The sequence below is a fragment of the Zavarzinella sp. genome (genome assembly GCA_041399155.1).
In the GTDB taxonomy this organism is placed as follows: Bacteria; Planctomycetota; Planctomycetia; order Gemmatales; family Gemmataceae; genus JAWKTI01.
Genome location: JAWKTI010000003.1, coordinates 169,893 through 185,968, shown reverse-complemented (window position 1 = coordinate 185,968; position 16,076 = coordinate 169,893). Strand labels below are relative to the sequence as shown.

General features: G+C 50.8%; 12 protein-coding genes. 9 read left to right on the top strand and 3 right to left on the bottom strand.

Annotation, left to right across the window (positions count from 1 at the left end; all coding sequences use genetic code 11):
• Window positions 1-110 precede the first annotated feature (110 nt).
• The 3 genes from R3B84_14860 (at window position 111) to R3B84_14850 (ending at window position 4,428) form a co-directional block, all read left to right on the top strand.
• On the top strand, window positions 111-1,853 hold the full coding sequence (locus R3B84_14860) for a hypothetical protein (GenBank protein ID MEZ6141850.1): 1,743 nt from the start codon (window positions 111-113) through the stop codon (window positions 1,851-1,853).
• Window positions 1,854-1,929: 76 nt separating this feature from the next.
• Window positions 1,930-4,083 carry a BatA domain-containing protein gene (locus R3B84_14855; GenBank protein MEZ6141849.1) on the top strand — a complete coding sequence of 718 codons (2,154 nt, stop codon included), beginning with the start codon at window positions 1,930-1,932 and terminating at the stop codon, window positions 4,081-4,083.
• Between the two features lie 45 nt (window positions 4,084-4,128).
• Window positions 4,129-4,428, top strand: a complete 300-nt coding sequence (locus R3B84_14850) for a DUF167 domain-containing protein (protein MEZ6141848.1) — start codon at window positions 4,129-4,131, stop codon at window positions 4,426-4,428.
• A gap of 40 nt (window positions 4,429-4,468) precedes the next feature.
• Here the strand turns inward: R3B84_14850 and R3B84_14845 are convergent, their stop codons facing one another.
• Window positions 4,469-5,974, bottom strand: a complete 1,506-nt coding sequence (locus R3B84_14845) for a BBP7 family outer membrane beta-barrel protein (protein MEZ6141847.1) — start codon at window positions 5,972-5,974, stop codon at window positions 4,469-4,471.
• Window positions 5,975-6,311: 337 nt separating this feature from the next.
• Here R3B84_14845 and R3B84_14840 point away from each other — a divergent pair, with 337 nt between their 5' ends.
• The 6 genes from R3B84_14840 to R3B84_14815 all read left to right on the top strand — a co-directional run bounded on the left by R3B84_14840 (window position 6,312) and on the right by R3B84_14815 (window position 12,779).
• On the top strand, window positions 6,312-6,623 hold the full coding sequence (locus R3B84_14840) for a PEP-CTERM sorting domain-containing protein (protein ID MEZ6141846.1): 312 nt from the start codon (window positions 6,312-6,314) through the stop codon (window positions 6,621-6,623).
• A gap of 178 nt (window positions 6,624-6,801) precedes the next feature.
• Window positions 6,802-7,671 carry a hypothetical protein gene (locus R3B84_14835; protein MEZ6141845.1) on the top strand — a complete coding sequence of 290 codons (870 nt, stop codon included), beginning with the start codon at window positions 6,802-6,804 and terminating at the stop codon, window positions 7,669-7,671.
• A 24-nt stretch (window positions 7,672-7,695) separates the two neighbouring features.
• On the top strand, window positions 7,696-8,337 hold the full coding sequence (locus R3B84_14830) for a hypothetical protein (GenBank protein MEZ6141844.1): 642 nt from the start codon (window positions 7,696-7,698) through the stop codon (window positions 8,335-8,337).
• Between the two features lie 210 nt (window positions 8,338-8,547).
• Window positions 8,548-8,724, top strand: a complete 177-nt coding sequence (locus R3B84_14825) for a hypothetical protein (protein ID MEZ6141843.1) — start codon at window positions 8,548-8,550, stop codon at window positions 8,722-8,724.
• A 387-nt stretch (window positions 8,725-9,111) separates the two neighbouring features.
• Window positions 9,112-10,512, top strand: coding sequence for a class II fumarate hydratase (gene fumC / locus R3B84_14820; GenBank protein MEZ6141842.1), 1,401 nt, complete (start codon window positions 9,112-9,114; stop codon window positions 10,510-10,512).
• Between the two features lie 140 nt (window positions 10,513-10,652).
• Window positions 10,653-12,779 (top strand): prolyl oligopeptidase family serine peptidase, encoded by a 2,127-nt coding sequence (locus tag R3B84_14815; GenBank protein MEZ6141841.1) that lies wholly within the window; start codon window positions 10,653-10,655, stop codon window positions 12,777-12,779.
• A gap of 398 nt (window positions 12,780-13,177) precedes the next feature.
• On the opposite strand, the gene R3B84_14810 is transcribed toward R3B84_14815, so the two are convergent.
• Together R3B84_14810 and R3B84_14805 are read right to left on the bottom strand one after the other, a co-directional pair.
• Window positions 13,178-14,686, bottom strand: coding sequence for a tetratricopeptide repeat protein (locus R3B84_14810; GenBank protein ID MEZ6141840.1), 1,509 nt, complete (start codon window positions 14,684-14,686; stop codon window positions 13,178-13,180).
• Window positions 14,687-14,731: 45 nt separating this feature from the next.
• Window positions 14,732-15,892 (bottom strand): TIGR03000 domain-containing protein, encoded by a 1,161-nt coding sequence (locus tag R3B84_14805; protein MEZ6141839.1) that lies wholly within the window; start codon window positions 15,890-15,892, stop codon window positions 14,732-14,734.
• Window positions 15,893-16,076: the final 184 nt, after the last annotated feature.

The window sequence follows — 16,076 nt, the reverse complement described above, 5'->3', positions numbered from 1 at the left end:
CTCATGATTCCGGATTGCAGATGAACATTCGTACAAACGACTGGTCTTTTTTCGTTGTTGTACCACGTGGCATCGTCTATACTTGTTGAAGCCTCAATTCTGGAGACGCCATGTTTCGACAGTTCATCATCCCAATTGTATTTACGGTACTGTTTGCCCACCCATCGGCGTGGGCGGATGAAGCAGAAGACAACGCGGTTAAGTTATTATTTGAAATGAAGGTTGGTGTAGAACGGGATGAAAAAGCACCTGGCAAACCAGTGACCATGGTGCAATTTTCCCACCGCAAGGCGACTGATGCAGACCTGAAATTACTCGCCCCACTGAAAAACCTGACCAAACTCTATTTAGAAAATTCTGAAGTGACTGATGCGGGGCTGAAGGAACTGGCACCTCTCCAGAATCTGACAAGCCTGACAATTCAAGGCAGCCCAGTAACCGATGCGGGGCTGAAAGAACTGGCACCTCTCCAGAATCTCAACTATTTAAGTCTCAGAAATACGCGGGTCACAGGTACCGGACTGAAAGAACTCAATTCACTGAAAAATTTGAAGGGGATTGACTTGCTTGGCCCAGACTTGACTGATACAGGACTGAAAGAACTGGCACACTTTGCGAATCTGAATTACCTCACGATCGGTGGGAAACAGATCACCGATGTGGGACTGAAAGAAGTCGCACAACTTTCCGAATTGACGTATCTTGGTATCGACGGGAGCCAAGCAACCGATCTGGGACTGAAGGATCTGACTTCACTGAAGAAACTGACCTCATTGAACATCGTTCGCACACCGATTACTAATGCGGGACTGAAGGAAATTGCAAAGATCCCAACTCTTACTTCGCTGGGGGTCAATGCTACAAAAATCACCGATGCAGGGCTGAAGGAACTGAAACCTCTGCGCAATCTGAAGTCACTTGGTTTCGTAGAGGCACAACTCACTGGGATAGGGTTGAAAGAACTTGCTTCACACAAAGATCTCATCAAACTTAGCCTCCATGATACGCCAGTTAACGATGAAGGCCTGAAAGGGATCGCACAATTAAGGAACCTGAACGACCTTTCTCTGGTAAATACCAAAATAACGGATGCAGGCCTGAAAGAACTCGCGCCGCTGGATAAACTCGGCAGACTCTCCCTCAGGGGCACGCAGGTGAAAGGTAGTGGGCTGAAAGATCTGGCACCACTCAGGAACCTCAGCAGAATTTACATCGACTTAAAGCAGGTGACCGATGAAGCACTGCACGCTCTGAAACAGGCAAAACTGTTACACACACTTGGTTATGCGTACGGAGCGAATTTCGCAATACCTACCAAGCCTGAAGAGGTCACCATGCTAAACCTGAACACTACGAGTGTTACTGACGAAGGTATGAAAGCACTTGCAGACCTGAACAATCTAACCGAACTGAGTTTGATCGATACGAAGGTTTCGGGAGATTGTCTGGTTCATTTACACTTAAAAAAACTCACTACTCTCACGCTGGATGGGGAACAGATTACCGATGTAGGTTTGAAAGCATTGCGACAGGCAGGCTCAATCCACGCCTTGACCTGTGCTCTCGCTGGAGATTTTGCGAAGAGTGAATTTAAAAAGCCAAAGAATCCTGATGACATTACGATTTTTTTTCTTAACAAAACGCAAATTACCGATGCTGGCTTGAAGGAACTGATCCCACTCAAGAATCTGACGACATTGCAACTGCGCGATACATTAGTGAGCGATGTGGGGCTGAACGATCTTGCCAAAATGAAAAACTTGAAGACCCTTGATTTACGCGGTACCCTCGTCACATTCGCTGGCGAGATCGCCCTGCGTAAAAAACTACCCAATTGTGCCATTTATCGGTAATCTTCTTGATCACCAAGCATTTTACCGAATTTCACACGCCCATTGGCCGAAAGCACATTCCAGCTAAATTGTTCTTATGGGTTTGTTAGCACCAGCGCTGCTATTGGGATTTCTGGCGATAGCCATCCCACCGGTGGTGCACCTTTTTCAACGCAAACGCTTCGATGTGATCGATTGGGGAGCAATGCAGTTTCTGCAGCTTTCACAATCGTCCCAACGCAAACGCCGACTCGATCAATGGCTGTTGATGCTGTTGCGGATGGCATTAATCGCCGTATTGGTGCTGGCGTTTGCCGCACCGTATACCAAAGTGGGTGGGGTGGGCAGTTCAGCCAGTCAACCCCAGCGGGATATTGTGATCGTGCTCGATCAATCGCAAAGCATGGCTTACCAGTATCAGGGGCAGACCGCCCAGCAACTGCTGGTAGAAGAAACCAGCAAATTTCTGTCCGTGGTGGGGCCCAAAGATCGAATTGCCATCATTCTGGCAGGAAATCAGCCACGTTGGCTCGTTGACCACTTCAGCAGCGATCGGGCGTTGGTGCGTGATTCGCTGCGGCAATTGCCCCCACCTCAAGGTGGGGCGGATTTCCCAAAAGCGGTGCGGGAAGCAAGTGAACTGTTTGATCGCAGTAGCAGCACCGAGCGGCATGTGGTCATTTTCAGTGATATGCAGCACCAGGGCTGGCTGGATGCCAAAACCAGAGAAAACTGGGAACTGTTTGCTGCCAGCCTACCCGAGCAGTCGCTGCCACGCGTGTGGGGCAAGAATGTTGCCGCCACGTGGCCAGCGGTGCTGCCCAATCGGGCGTTAAGTCCACTGCAAACCAATCGGGCGGTGGTGGCCAAAGGCAAAGAAGTTGCTTTTCGCAGTGAACTGCTGCAATTCGGCCAGATGACTGCACCACCCGGGACAGTGCGTGTCGAAATCGACCGAAAACCAGTGGGCGAAATTCGCCAATTCCCCGGGGATGTCGATGGCCGAAAATTACTGCGACATGTCGCACGGCTAAGCAATCCTGGTTCGCACGTGATTAGTTTTATTCTGGATGGAGACTCACTTCCGCAGGATAACCGGCAGGACTTCGCTTTTGAAGTGGTACCCGCCATTCCTGTGTTGGTAATTGATGGCAGCCCGATTGGTGCAACCAACAAAACTTCCGACTTCATGCGGGATGCACTGTCCCCCACCATTGATCGCGAACCGGCGTTTCGGCTGAAAATTGTCAGTGCGGGCAATTTTGAACCCACGACACTGCAACAACCTATTGCCAATCTGGGCCCACCTCAGGTTGTCGTGCTGGCCGATATCAAGCGACTGGTTTCATCGCAAGTGCTTGCTCTGGAAGAGTTTATCAGTCTGGGTGGTGGGTGCCTGGTTACCACTGGAGAGCGGGCAGAAGCAATTTTTTACAACGAATCCCTCTACCGCAATGGAGAAGGCTGGCTGCCCGCACAGTTGGTCGAACCTGTGGGCAAAGTTGATCAACTGCCGGACGCATTTCGAATTGTTGCGAATAGCCTCGAAGGTACCCCACTGGAGTTGCTACGCGGGGATGAGCCGGGTGGGCTGGTTTCAACGGCCTATTTCCCACGGGTCTGGCACTTGCAACCGCCCGAAAAATCATTCCCACTGATGGTGCTGAATAATCGGATGCCATTAATGTTGCAGAAACGCTTTGGCAAAGGGAAAGTGGTTCAGACTGCGGTTCCGTTCGATTCTTCGTGGCGAACCAACTTAACCGACCTGGGCGATTATGTGCGGTTGATGCACGAAACCATCTACCTGTTTACGGATGTTCGGCAGAATGAACTGAATATTCCAGCGGGGCAACCGATTATCTTTCAGCCTCAAGGTGGGCAGTTACCAGGGCCAGTCACGGTGAGTACTCCGGATGGCAAGCAGCAACGCCTGCCATGCGATGAGTGGCCATTTCTGTATGCGGAAACCTGGCAAACCGGCATTTACCAGCTTAGCACCGATATTGGCGATTTTCGTTATTACGTTGTACAAAGTGACCCCAGAGAGGCGAATTTAACGCGTTGCAGCACGGAAGAACTGGCCACGCTCCCCACGCAGTGGAAATCGTTTCAAGTGCAGGAAGGCGACGACTGGCAATTAGGCAGCACCAATTCCGCCCCACGCACAGAACTGGGTTTCCTGTTATTGTGCGGCTTCATTGGCCTTCTGATGCTGGAACTACGCTTTGCCCGCAAGCAGTCGGGGTGAATTTTCTCATTAATGAAATTATTTTCATTGTCACATGGGGTAGTCATGGATTTGCAGCTGGTCGCCACAGAACATGGTTGTCGCCTTTCTGTGCGGGCACAGCCAGGTGCCAAACGCAATGCCGTGGTGGGTATTCATGGGGGTGCGTTGAAAATTGCCGTGACTGCACCTCCCACGGATGGAAAAGCGAATGCGGCACTGGAAAGTTTTCTAGCGAGTATTCTGGAAGTCCGCCCACATCAGGTGCGGCTGGTGGCAGGTGCGACGAATCGCAATAAACAATTTGAACTTCTGCAAGTGACTGTAGAAGAAGCACTTACGGCAATATCACCCCACCTGGGGTGATTTCAGAAGATCCCACGGGTGGGGAAGGGCGAAATGAGTCTTACCAGCGGAAGACAATACCAAAAGTGGCACCTTGCATCCAGATTCCTTCCGAGCTCAGTGTCCGGGCTGGTCGGGTTTCCTCAACATTGGGCACCACGCGACCAGTGGTGAAGTCGGGGATGCGGTTTTCATCCAGTGTGCGGTCGATTTGACCACCTGGACGCAGCACGTCGCTCCAGTAGATGAAGGTATAGCCAGCATAAATCCGAATATTATCTGTAACGTTATAACCAATATTTAACTGTACTTCTGGAATGTAAGAGAGGTTATTCTGTTTGTTATCACCAATGTTACTATTCAGAGCCAGCAAGCCACCAGGCAGGTTGGGTACAGGGCCAGCTAGTGCCTGTTGAGCTCCATCGATCGTTGCAGAGCTGTTGGTAATACCAAGAGCCAGTTTCGCCCGAGCATTGAATACCCAACGGCCATAGTTATATTCGTAATCAACCCCAATCTGACCACCGTAGAAGTCGTTGGATGTATTGAATGCGTCTCGAACGGTCCTCCGATAGCCAGCGAATGGTCCTGCACCAGCTAAACCTTCCACTGTCTCGTTAATCTCCAGATTTTCTTCCAACAGCATGTAACGAGCACCAAACAGAATATCCAGGTGACCATTACAGCTTTCTCGCCAGCGATACCGACCGTTGATTTCGCCACTTCCGAGATAGCTTCGTGTGCTGAAGGTCACATTCCCCTGGTAGATTCCAGGGTTGCTGACCTGTTGAGCAAACTCGATCTGCTGGTTCGCACTGAAGAACGGACGGGAGACAATCTGCCCTGGAGCATCTTCCGAAGAAACGGAACCACCGACCCCGTTGGTGTTCGCCAGGAACCAGCCTTGCGCTTCGATTGCCCAGCGGGGAGAGAGCCAGTAACCCAACGTAAACCGGGCACCGTAACGAGGGTTTTCGGTGATACTATCTACCGGCAGAGCGCGTTTTACGCCAGGTTCACCCACAGCACCAATGCCGGTGGTGGGGCCCACGTTCACCAGTGCGGGTGTACCGTAAGATTTTACCCACCATACCATCCCTTCCACGCCCACGTACCAGTTTTGCTGGGTCGGCATGTTCATCGTGCTGGCGATGGGCTGCGGGACACCATAGATCACATTTGGATCGGTGGGGGCACCCACATCGTAAGGTACAGCCGGATAACCCATGTATGGCTGAGGCTGTACGATCGTCGGTGCAGCACCAGGAGGCAGAATCATCGGTGCGGAACCGCCTGGCAGCATCGGAATCATCGGATTCGTTGCCGGTGGCAGAATCGCGGGATCCTTCTTGTCTTCCTTCACACCCGCCTTCGGCATATCCTTGGGAACTGTGTTCTGAATCAACTTCAGTTCGCCGGGCGAATAATCGGGCGACTGGCCACGAATTACCGCAGGTGCGGGGGACAAACCAGCGGGCAAGCCAAGTGTTGCCGCCCGTTCTTGTGCAGAACTGGTACCAAGTGCAGCAATTGCGGCTGTCACCAGGCACATCCAATATCGTTTCATATTCGTCCTCCTAACACACCGATGCGCTTCATCGTCTACAAGGCAAGGTTTCCACGGCACCGTTCATTGTTCAAAAAGTAATCCTTGTATCGACGCCCGCCAGATGAAAGAAAATGAAAACCGGCAAGTGGGGGAGATTAAGTGAAGTGGGCGAGTTGAACAAATCGCATAAACGGTAAAAAGCAAACGAACTGCGAAATAGTGCTCAAAATTGCCTATTTTCTCTCAAATGCCCATATCCCATGAAATTCATCAGTTATGCACGGTCGATGACACCCACGTCGCTGCTGCAACATAGGTAAATTCAGGCAGCGTGGTAATTCAGGAGGAATAGGGTATGTTCACCCGCTGCAAATTGATTGTCGGTGCTGCGATTGTCTCATTGGGACTGACAAGCACCAGTTACGCGTTTTTCCCACCCCCGGTGCAAGTAACACCCACCACACCCGTGCCAAACGACCCGTTCGTGCCCACCACACCAGGTACCGGTGGTATTGTCGGTGGTCCAGAAGAATTGAAACCGGAAGAACTGGTTCCAGAAGTCAACAATACACCCGAACCAGCCACCTGGATTGGCCTGGGCGTGGGCCTGATTGCTTTGCTGGGATACGGGTTGCGACGAAAAACCATCACCCAGCCAGTTGCGTAACCAGTTCTTGTTGAAGTCTGGGTGCAGCTGCTGGCACCCACGACAGGCTAGTTGATTGATCAGTTATTTACATATCATCTAATCGCCATTTCCCGCCTTTTCTGTATTCAGAGCATGGGAAATTGATGGCCGTACCACATATTACGGGTTAAGATGCTTCCAAATAAGGAGATTTCCCATGTATCGTTGGTGCAGTCTTATCCTGTTCTGTTCCGCCGCCAGTTTGTCGGCGGGGCAATTTGAACACTACACCCAGTCCGTGCTGGCGAATGGCGTCAGTAAGGGATTGCTGAAAAGCGTTCCGAAAATTGTGCTGGACGACCTGAGCGATTACGCTGGGGTACTGCCAGACCAGACAGCCACGATGTTGGTAGTGGTCACCAACGATGGACGCTACAGCAAATTGCTGGTACGGCCCGCACGCCAGAAATTTGGCATGAAAGGCCCTTATGCGATGTTGCTGATTGATGAATACATCACCTACAAAGGGAACACCGAACGGGCATTTCAGGTGAAAGATGCTGGCGTTCAACTTTATCCGGGCCTGCGAATCAGCCTGGATGTGGGGCAGATCGTACCCGAAAGCATTGGTGGCGACCTGCAATTAACCGCACCTCAGGCACCTGCGGAATCGGAACTGGTGCCTGTCGGTGGGGCAAAACTATATATTCTGGAGAAGGTGATTCCCGGAATTCAGCCCAAAAAGGGCGAAAAGTTCACTCCCGGTGAGGTATTGCAGGCCCACCACCTGAATGGACGGTATAAACTGGAAGATGATGGCCGACGCACCGGGGAGTTGATTTTGCAGGTCAGTGAAGTGGGCGACATCCGTGGCTCGTTCACGTCTGAAAAAGATGGCCGCGAGTATGAAGTGGAAGGCAAAGTGGGAATTCAGAAACACTCATTTACTTTTAACATTAAGTTCCCCGCCACCACTCAACAGTTTACAGGTCATATTTTTACCGGTGATGCGAAAAAGCTGGCTGGCACCACTAAATTACTGGAACGTGACGCCGCCTTCGTGGCAGAACGGATCGAAGAGAAATAGAAACCTTATCGGGAGAGCCTCAAAATGGGAGAGATGATTGCGGGGATGCTGATTTGTGTCGGTATCTTCCTCATAGTAATGTTAGTGGTTTACATCTTGTTTTTGCTGACTCTGCAGAACACGATGAATTCAGTTCACCCTGATAATCGAACCATGGCACCTGGTCTCGTTTGGCTATTACTGGTACCGATACTAAATATTTTCTGGATGTTCTTTGTAGTGCTGAAAATCTCAGAATCTCTGGCGAATGAGTATCGGGATCGTGGCTTGAATACGCGTGGAGACTCTTTTGGCAAAACGATGGGACTGATTGTTGCCGGCTTATCCATAGCAACAATTGCTCTTTCTGGTGTGAGCGGCGCACTTCGAGGAAATGATTTAGACGTAGCCGGACCGGGAATGATCGTCGGATTGCTGAGTAACTTTCTGTCGTTAGTACAGTTGGTATGTTGGATAGTCTATTGGGTGCAAATCGCCGGATATGGCAGTACTTTGCGAAATTCGCGCGAAGATCGACCGTCGCGTGGCTACGAATTCGACAACTACGAACGGAAACGTCGACGCCGTGAACGTGGCTCCAGCAGAGATGGCGATTATGATGATGAAGATGAGAATGAAGATGATGACGACGGCTGGGGTTCACGGAAACCTCGCACCAGCTATTAAAAGGATCCACAGTACAAAAAATCGAGGCAAATTACGCGTCAGAATTGATTGAAGAGAAATAATGCCCCGTGCGGGTGCGACTTGGGATGAGTGCTTTTTGGTTGTATGTTGTTTCTTTGGCATGTTTTTACAGGCATTTTTTAACACAATTGCAACTCATACTGATCAATGTGCACACATGAATCGTCATTCCCGCGAAGGCGGGAATCCATGAAAATCCCTGAATTACCAATGAATCTTGAAATTGAATCCACTCATTCTGAGTTGGATCTTAGCCAATCATCTCACCAGGAGCTTACCTACAATTCACCCTCAGATGAAACTTCAGCACTTTCTGTCCCTCAAGCAATGGATTCCCGCCTTCGCGGGAATGACGGTTGTTATTAAAATCGCTTCGTGGCATTGCGTTAGAACAACGTAAAAAAATTCCGCCGCTGACGCTTCCGGCTCGTATTGTCCCGCTTGAACTTCGGGACTTCGCTAATGCTTCCGACTCGTGATGCTACCATCTTCTGCACTGGATTCCCTCCTGGGTGCGTCGTGGAAAAATCAGAAAGCAAATGGATAAAAATGAGAAATTAATGAGAGAAAATTTCCGGAATTTTCCACTTTTTGCAAATTTTTAGGGAACAAAAGTTCATTATAATCGTCTATATTATTGTAATTCCGTACATTTGTGTGCGGATTACTTGTTCCCTTGAAACGGAAGGTACCATCCCAGGAGCGATTGCCATACACTTCCTTTAACACTGATTTCCGCTGGAATTGCACACCATGACCACCACACGTACTGAAAAAGACAGCATGGGGAACATCGAAGTTCCCGCAAACAAGTATTATGGGGCACAGACCGCTCGGTCGCTGATTCACTTTGCCATCGGGCACGATACCATGCCCCGCTCCATCATTCGTGCGTTCGGCATTTTGAAGAAAGCTGCCGCACTGACCAACAGCGACCTGGGCCTGCTGCCCGCAGACAAAGCCGCACTGATTGCCAAATCGGCCGATGAAGTGATTGCGGGAGTGCTGGACGATCATTTCCCACTGCGAATCTGGCAGACCGGCAGTGGCACCCAGACCAACATGAACGTGAACGAAGTAATTTCGAACCGTGCCATCGAAATGGCCGGTGGGGTAATGGGCAGTAAAACGCCCATCCACCCGAACGATCATGTGAATATGAGCCAGTCTTCAAACGACACGTTCCCCACAGCGATGCACATTGCCAGCGTGCAGGTGGTGCTGCAGCACCTGATCCCCAGCGTGCGTGAACTACGTGAGACTCTTGCGAAAAAAGCCGAAGATTTTCATGAAATTGTGAAAATTGGCCGCACGCACCTGATGGATGCTGTTCCGCTGACCCTGGGGCAGGAATTTTCCGGCTATGTGGCCCAGATTGATCTATCTCTGCAGGCAATCAATGCCACGCTGCCCGCACTGCATGAACTGGCGTTGGGCGGCACTGCTGTTGGAACCGGTTTGAATTCTCACCCACAATTTGCGGTAACAGTGGCTCAGAAGATTGCCGAACTGGCCGGCTTTCCGTTTGTTACCGCACCGAATAAGTTTGCAGCCCTGGCTGGGCACGAACCACTGGTTGCCGCCAGTGGTGCTCTGAAGGTGCTCGCCACCGCACTGATGAAGATTGCAAACGATATTCGCTGGCTGGCATCCGGCCCACGGTGCGGCCTGGGCGAGATTACCATTCCCGAAAACGAGCCCGGCTCGTCGATTATGCCCGGTAAAGTGAACCCCACGCAATCCGAAGCGATGACCATGGTGTGCGTGCAGGTGATGGGCAATGATGCCGCAATCGGCTTTGCCGCCAGCCAGGGCAATTTTGAACTGAACGTGTTCAAACCTGTGATCATCCACAACTTCCTGCATTCGGTTACATTGCTGACCGATGCTTGCAAAATGTTTAACGAGCACTGTGCGGTGGGTATTGAACCAAACCGCAAGCAGATCGACTATTTCCTGCAGAATTCGCTGATGCTGGTCACATCGTTGAACAGGAAAATCGGCTACGACAACGCAGCGAAAGTGGCAAAAAAAGCCCACCAGGAAGGGACATCGTTACGTGAAGCGGCCCTGGCACTGCAACTGCTGACGGGGGAAGAATTCGACAGCATCGTGCGACCAGAAAAAATGACCTCCCCCACCGTGGAAGGATAGATATGGTGTTCCTCAGCAATGCTGTATTGAGATCTCAAACGATCCCATTGAATTGATTTCATGATCTATTTCTTGTTTCCATTCAGATACGGTGAAGTACTAGAATATTCCATCACTGTCTCTTTCGAAGGAGAACCGTTTTGAAGCGACTGATTTTGCTGTGCATCGTAGTAGTTGGAGGCTGGACGTTGCCGTCTCATTCCCAAAATCCGATTGAATATCCCAAGGCCAAGCGACTCGATCTGAAAGACAAGTTGCATGGTGTCGAAGTGCCCGATCCCTATCGCTGGCTGGAAGATGATGTCCGCACATCGCCCGAAGTGAAGCAGTGGGTGGAAGACCAGAACAAGATCACCAATGCGTTTCTGGCCAGCATTCCCGAGCGGGCCACCATTGAAAAACGAATCAGCGAGCTGTGGAACTACGAAAAATACTCCACACCATCCAAAGTTGGTGGGCGATATTTCTTCCGCAAAAACGATGGTTTGCAGAATCAGGCCGTGCTGTACATGCGGGAAACCCTGACTGGTGAAGCGAAAGTATTAATCGATCCGAATCTCTGGACGAAAGATGGCACCGCAGCTCTGGGTGGTACATCGATCAGTCCGGATGGTCGCTACATTGTCTACAGTGTTTCCGAAGCCGGTTCCGACTGGGCTGTCTGGAAGATCATGGAAATCGACAGCAAAAAGGTGCTCGAAGATGCCATTCGCTGGACAAAGTTTACTTCAGTGGCGTGGACTGCCGATTCTCGTGGCTTCTTCTACTCGCGATTTCCAGAACCCACAGAAGGCCAGGCATTTCAATCGCTGAACCTCAACCAGCAAGTCATGTATCACCGCGTGGGGACCTCACAGGATGCGGATGTGCTGGTTTACAAACGTCCCGATCACCCGGAGTGGGGATTCACCACCCAGGTAACTGATGATGGCCGCTATCTGGTGATCACTACCTGGAAAGGTACAGACGATCGTTATCGCATTACCTACCGCGACCTGACCGAACCATACGCAATGCCGGTGGATCTGATTGATGAATTCGAAAACGATTACACTCTGATTGATAACGATGGCACCACCTTCTTTTTCAAAACCGATTACCAGGCGAAAAACAGCCGCGTGATTGCGGTGGATCTGCGGAAGCCCGACCGTGCCCAGTGGAAGGAAATTATCCCGGAAGCCAAAGAAAAGCTGGAAGGAGTCAGTTTTGTGGGTAACACCTTACTGGCCAGCTACTTAAAGGATGCCTACACGCAGATCAAGATGTATGCACCAGACGGGCGATATATTCGCGATCTGGAACTGCCGGGAATAGGCACCGCTGGTGGTTTCGGCGGGCGACGTATTGATACCGAAACCTTCTATTCGTTCTCCAGTTATGCTTCCCCACCGGTGATTTTCCGGTACGATTTTGTCACAGGCAAATCAGAGCAACTTCTGGCACCTGCAGTGAAGTTTGCCGCTAAAGACTATGAAGTAAAACAGGTATTCGTTACCAGCAAAGATGGCACGAAAGTGCCCATGTTCATCACCATGAAACGTGGGACCAAACTAGATGGCACCAACCCCACCCTGTTATATGCTTACGGTGGCTTTAACATCAGCCTGACACCTGGGTTTTCTGCTGGCATTGCTGCCTGGCTGGAACTGGGCGGGATTTATGCCGTTGCCAACCTGCGTGGTGGTGGCGAATATGGTAACGACTGGCACAAAGCAGGCACCAAGTTGAAAAAACAGAATGTGTTTGACGACTTCATTTCGTGTGCAGAATACCTGATTGCCGAAAAGTATACTTCGAAAGAAAAACTGGCCGTCAAAGGTGGCAGCAACGGGGGCCTGCTGATCGGTGCTGTGATGACCCAGCGACCTGACCTGTTTGGTGCCTGCCTGCCCCACGTGGGCGTAATGGATATGTTGCGGTTCCAAAAGTTTACCGCCGGTCGTTACTGGGTAGATGACTACGGTTCTGCCGACAACGCCGATGAGTTTCAGGCACTGCTCAAGTATTCCCCCTATCACAACCTAAAGCCGGGTACTGCTTACCCACCCACGATGGTATTTACGGCCGATACCGATGACCGAGTGGTGCCTGGGCACAGCTTTAAATTTGCCGCCATGTTACAGCACTGCCATTCTGGAAGCAACCCGGTGCTGGCACGCATTGAAAGCAAAGCAGGCCACGGTGCCGGCAAACCCACTGCCAAAGTGATTGAAGAATTGGCAGATGAATACGGCTTCCTCTACAAAGTGCTGAAAATGGGCAAGTAGTCACAGTAGTCACACAGCGATTGGAACAGAATCGATCCATCACGCCCCACACCCCTGCTCTGTGTGGGTCTATTATCTAATTTCGTGACATATGAATCAAAGTCGAATTTTCACCATCGAACGATTTTTATCACCGGAGGAATCTGCTTCTTCGAATTGAACCGCTCTCGTTCCATCATCAACGTGTCTTCATCCCACAGGCAGGCTGACGCTGGCAATACCAGCAGAAGCATGATTGTCAGTCCAGATAAATGTTGTCTGGCAATCATGGTACACTCGAACCAGGCACGACTGGTAAAGTTGCGATCTATGAGGATTTTAGCAGATGACAGGAAATCTGAGTCGCATTCCCAGGTTGTTGCGAGCCAATCGTTGATGACGACCTAAAGCCAGAACTGTTACATGCCTGCGGCTCTTTTATGTTGAGCTAATTGAATGAGCTCTTTCTTCACCTGCTGAATTGGAGTGGGCCATTTTCCCTGCTCCGTCTGTCGAAACAGGCGCATTGTGGGATACCAGGGACTGTCGGTGCGATGTTGCAACCAGCGCCAATCGTTGTTGGTTGCCAGTAACACCCACGTGGGGCGGGCTAAAGCACCTGCCAGGTGGGCAACTGCGGTATCACATGCGATCACCAGATCAAGATGGTTCAGCACAGCAGCAGTTTCGTCCAGACTTCCCCCACGGTGCTCGATCAACCACATTATGTCCAGTATTGGGTGGTAGATTTCCTGAAGTTGGTCTCTGCTGAAACCTTGCTGAAGGCTGAAAAACTGCACATTTTCACAATCAAACAACTCTGCGAATTCTTTGAGTGGGATCGAACGCCAGCGATCACCCGTATGGTTCGGATTGCCTTGCCAACAAAGACCCACCCGCAGTTGATGAAATTTAGTTAATCTTTCGCTCCAGTAATGGTTGGCTGTCTCGGAAGCGGTCAGATACTTTTCAAATGTGGGAAGATTATCCAGATTCAGACCAAGAACGTGCGGGATGCTAATGAGAGGAATTTCATAATCACAATCGGTTGGTGCCGCACCTGCAGGTAACCAATGATCCACCCAGTTGGGCAGGATCATCGATGGCAGCATGGCTGCGTGGCCTTCAAAGAGAATCGTTGCCCCCTGTTTTTTCAGATGATCTAACATCCTAACGAACATAATTGTGTCGCCAAGTCCTTGCTCTGCATACACATAAATCGATTTGCCCTGTAACGATTCCCCACGCCACCGTGGGCAGTTCAGATTCTTCCGCTGGAAGCCCACGCACCCCCAGCGGTGCTCATAATCTTCCCACCCATGGTCGAAATCGCCCACAATCAGATAACTGAGTGCACGATTGCGATAAAAATCATCCTTCGGGTCGCGGGCAATCGCTTCCGAATATGCCTTGATTGCCCGTTCTGATTTGCATTCAGCCGCAAGAATCATCCCCAGGGTGTTCCAGAAGTTGGCTTGCTGTGGGTTACCAGCCAACGCCGCTTCAATGTGGGCGTGAGCGGACTTCACATCGCCCGACTGAAAATAAGTCAGAGCAAGATTCCCGTGAATATCTGGATGGCCAGGCAAAATTTTCAGTGCAAGTTCCAATTCGCGGGCAGATTCGGCAAACTTGCGAAGCTCGCCATAGGCCGCACCGAGGTGCATGTGGGCTTGTGCCGATTCTGGTTCTGCCGCTATCTGCAATTGGAAAGCACGCACCGCGTGCTGCCACCACTTTTGTGTGGCGGCGAAAATACCGAGAAAACTCCACCACGGTGCGGGTGCATGAGAGTATCTTAATAATCTGCCATGGATTTGCTGGGACAATGGGGACGTCCGGAGTTCCTGATCAGCAAGCTGGATGGCGGCTGGGCATTGATTGGACTGCAAAAGAGCGACGATCTGGCTGAAAAATTCCCGACGCACTTGGTGTAACACTCCAAAAGGTGCAATGGGGAGATGTTATCAACTTTACTTCTGTTGTGCACTGACAGTTTTCACGGGAAGTGCCTGAGCCTGGGCAATCAACTGCTGGAAGCGTTGTTCGACAACTTTGCCAGCAGCAAGTGTAACAATCTGTTGTTCCAGCACATCGTTCTGTCCCACCTTCAGGTACGCTTTAATGACGTAAGTGTAGGTAGTGCCTGGATTCAGGGCAGGTGTGGTAAAACTGCGTTCTGCACCAGTGCTTTTCAGCAGGTAACCATCCACAAAAACCTGGGCATCCGCTGGAACGGTCAGTTTCACCACTGCCGAAGTGGCAGGTTGTTGATTGCTGACGCTCAGATTGCCCTTGGCAGGTGGCGGAGCAGGAATCTCGATTGGTGGCAGTTTCATATCCTTGGGATCGATCTGCTTCCCTGGCAGTGCAGGAACTTCTGGCACTATCTTCGGGGTGGGGCCGATCACAGGTGGGTCGATGTTAGGTACTTCTGGAACCACTGGTGTCGTACCAGGAGAAGGCAGGTTCACACCGGGAGGAATAGCAGGCAAGGACTGCATTGAAGGCACCTGACCGGGCATGTTGTAGTGGTAGCCACCATTCGGATAGGGTGGCAGATCACGCAGGCTGGGTGAATGCATCATTGGAAACTGGCCATAACCACCGTAGTTTCCGGTGCCGTAAAAGCCCACATAGCCAACACCATTGGTGTGACCGGGCAGGCCGCTATCAAAGGCATAACTGCCACCGCATGGTGCACAGTGGGAAGCCGGGCGGGCGTACGGTGCGTAAGGCCCACAATAGGGCCCACACGATGGCCAATAGGCAGGTGCATTCCCAATGCCCCAGTCGTAACCGCACCAATCGTGATTACAACCCCAGTTGTTGGTTAAGTTGAACCCTTTGCCACAGCCTTTTTTGCAGCCACCCGTACCACAGGGATACTGAAATTGCCCACGGTACAGTGGGATGGAGGTGGTTCCACAGCAAAAGCCGTTACCAGTCGGGTAGAAACTGGCACCGGGATCAAAACAGTTGGCCCAACCGTAACGCAGAGGGGCACAACAATCATGAAAACAATGTTTCAGCCAGAATCCCCCACCATACTTGGAATCGCTGACACCACATAAAAATGCATTGGGTGTTTCCGGCACTGAGGCCATCGCGGCCAACATCACCAAACTGTACATCCTGGACCTCCTGGTCGCATACTGCTTCCGAATTGATACCTTTTGAAGCATGCCCACAATTTTCGAAGGTGCAAAAGAAATAAGATGCTGTTTTCAAAATTGATTCACGTGGAACAGTGTCGAATCAAGCTAACAGCCACCACCCCTGTAATGGGTAGTTGTTGCAGCGTAACTAAATTGTGCG

Bases quoted from the DNA above. Each gene is read 5' to 3' on its own strand.
- R3B84_14835 (MEZ6141845.1), top strand. From the start codon at position 6,802: ATGTATCGTTGGTGCAGTCTTATCCTGTTCTGTTCCGCCGCCAGTTTG.
- R3B84_14840 (MEZ6141846.1), top strand. From the start codon at position 6,312: ATGTTCACCCGCTGCAAATTGATTGTCGGTGCTGCGATTGTCTCATTG.
- R3B84_14825 (MEZ6141843.1), top strand. From the start codon at position 8,548: ATGAAAATCCCTGAATTACCAATGAATCTTGAAATTGAATCCACTCAT.
- R3B84_14845 (MEZ6141847.1), bottom strand. From the start codon at position 5,974: ATGAAACGATATTGGATGTGCCTGGTGACAGCCGCAATTGCTGCACTT.
- R3B84_14830 (MEZ6141844.1), top strand. From the start codon at position 7,696: ATGGGAGAGATGATTGCGGGGATGCTGATTTGTGTCGGTATCTTCCTC.
- R3B84_14850 (MEZ6141848.1), top strand. From the start codon at position 4,129: ATGGATTTGCAGCTGGTCGCCACAGAACATGGTTGTCGCCTTTCTGTG.
- R3B84_14860 (MEZ6141850.1), top strand. From the start codon at position 111: ATGTTTCGACAGTTCATCATCCCAATTGTATTTACGGTACTGTTTGCC.
- R3B84_14805 (MEZ6141839.1), bottom strand. From the start codon at position 15,892: ATGTACAGTTTGGTGATGTTGGCCGCGATGGCCTCAGTGCCGGAAACA.
- fumC (MEZ6141842.1), top strand. From the start codon at position 9,112: ATGACCACCACACGTACTGAAAAAGACAGCATGGGGAACATCGAAGTT.
- R3B84_14855 (MEZ6141849.1), top strand. From the start codon at position 1,930: ATGGGTTTGTTAGCACCAGCGCTGCTATTGGGATTTCTGGCGATAGCC.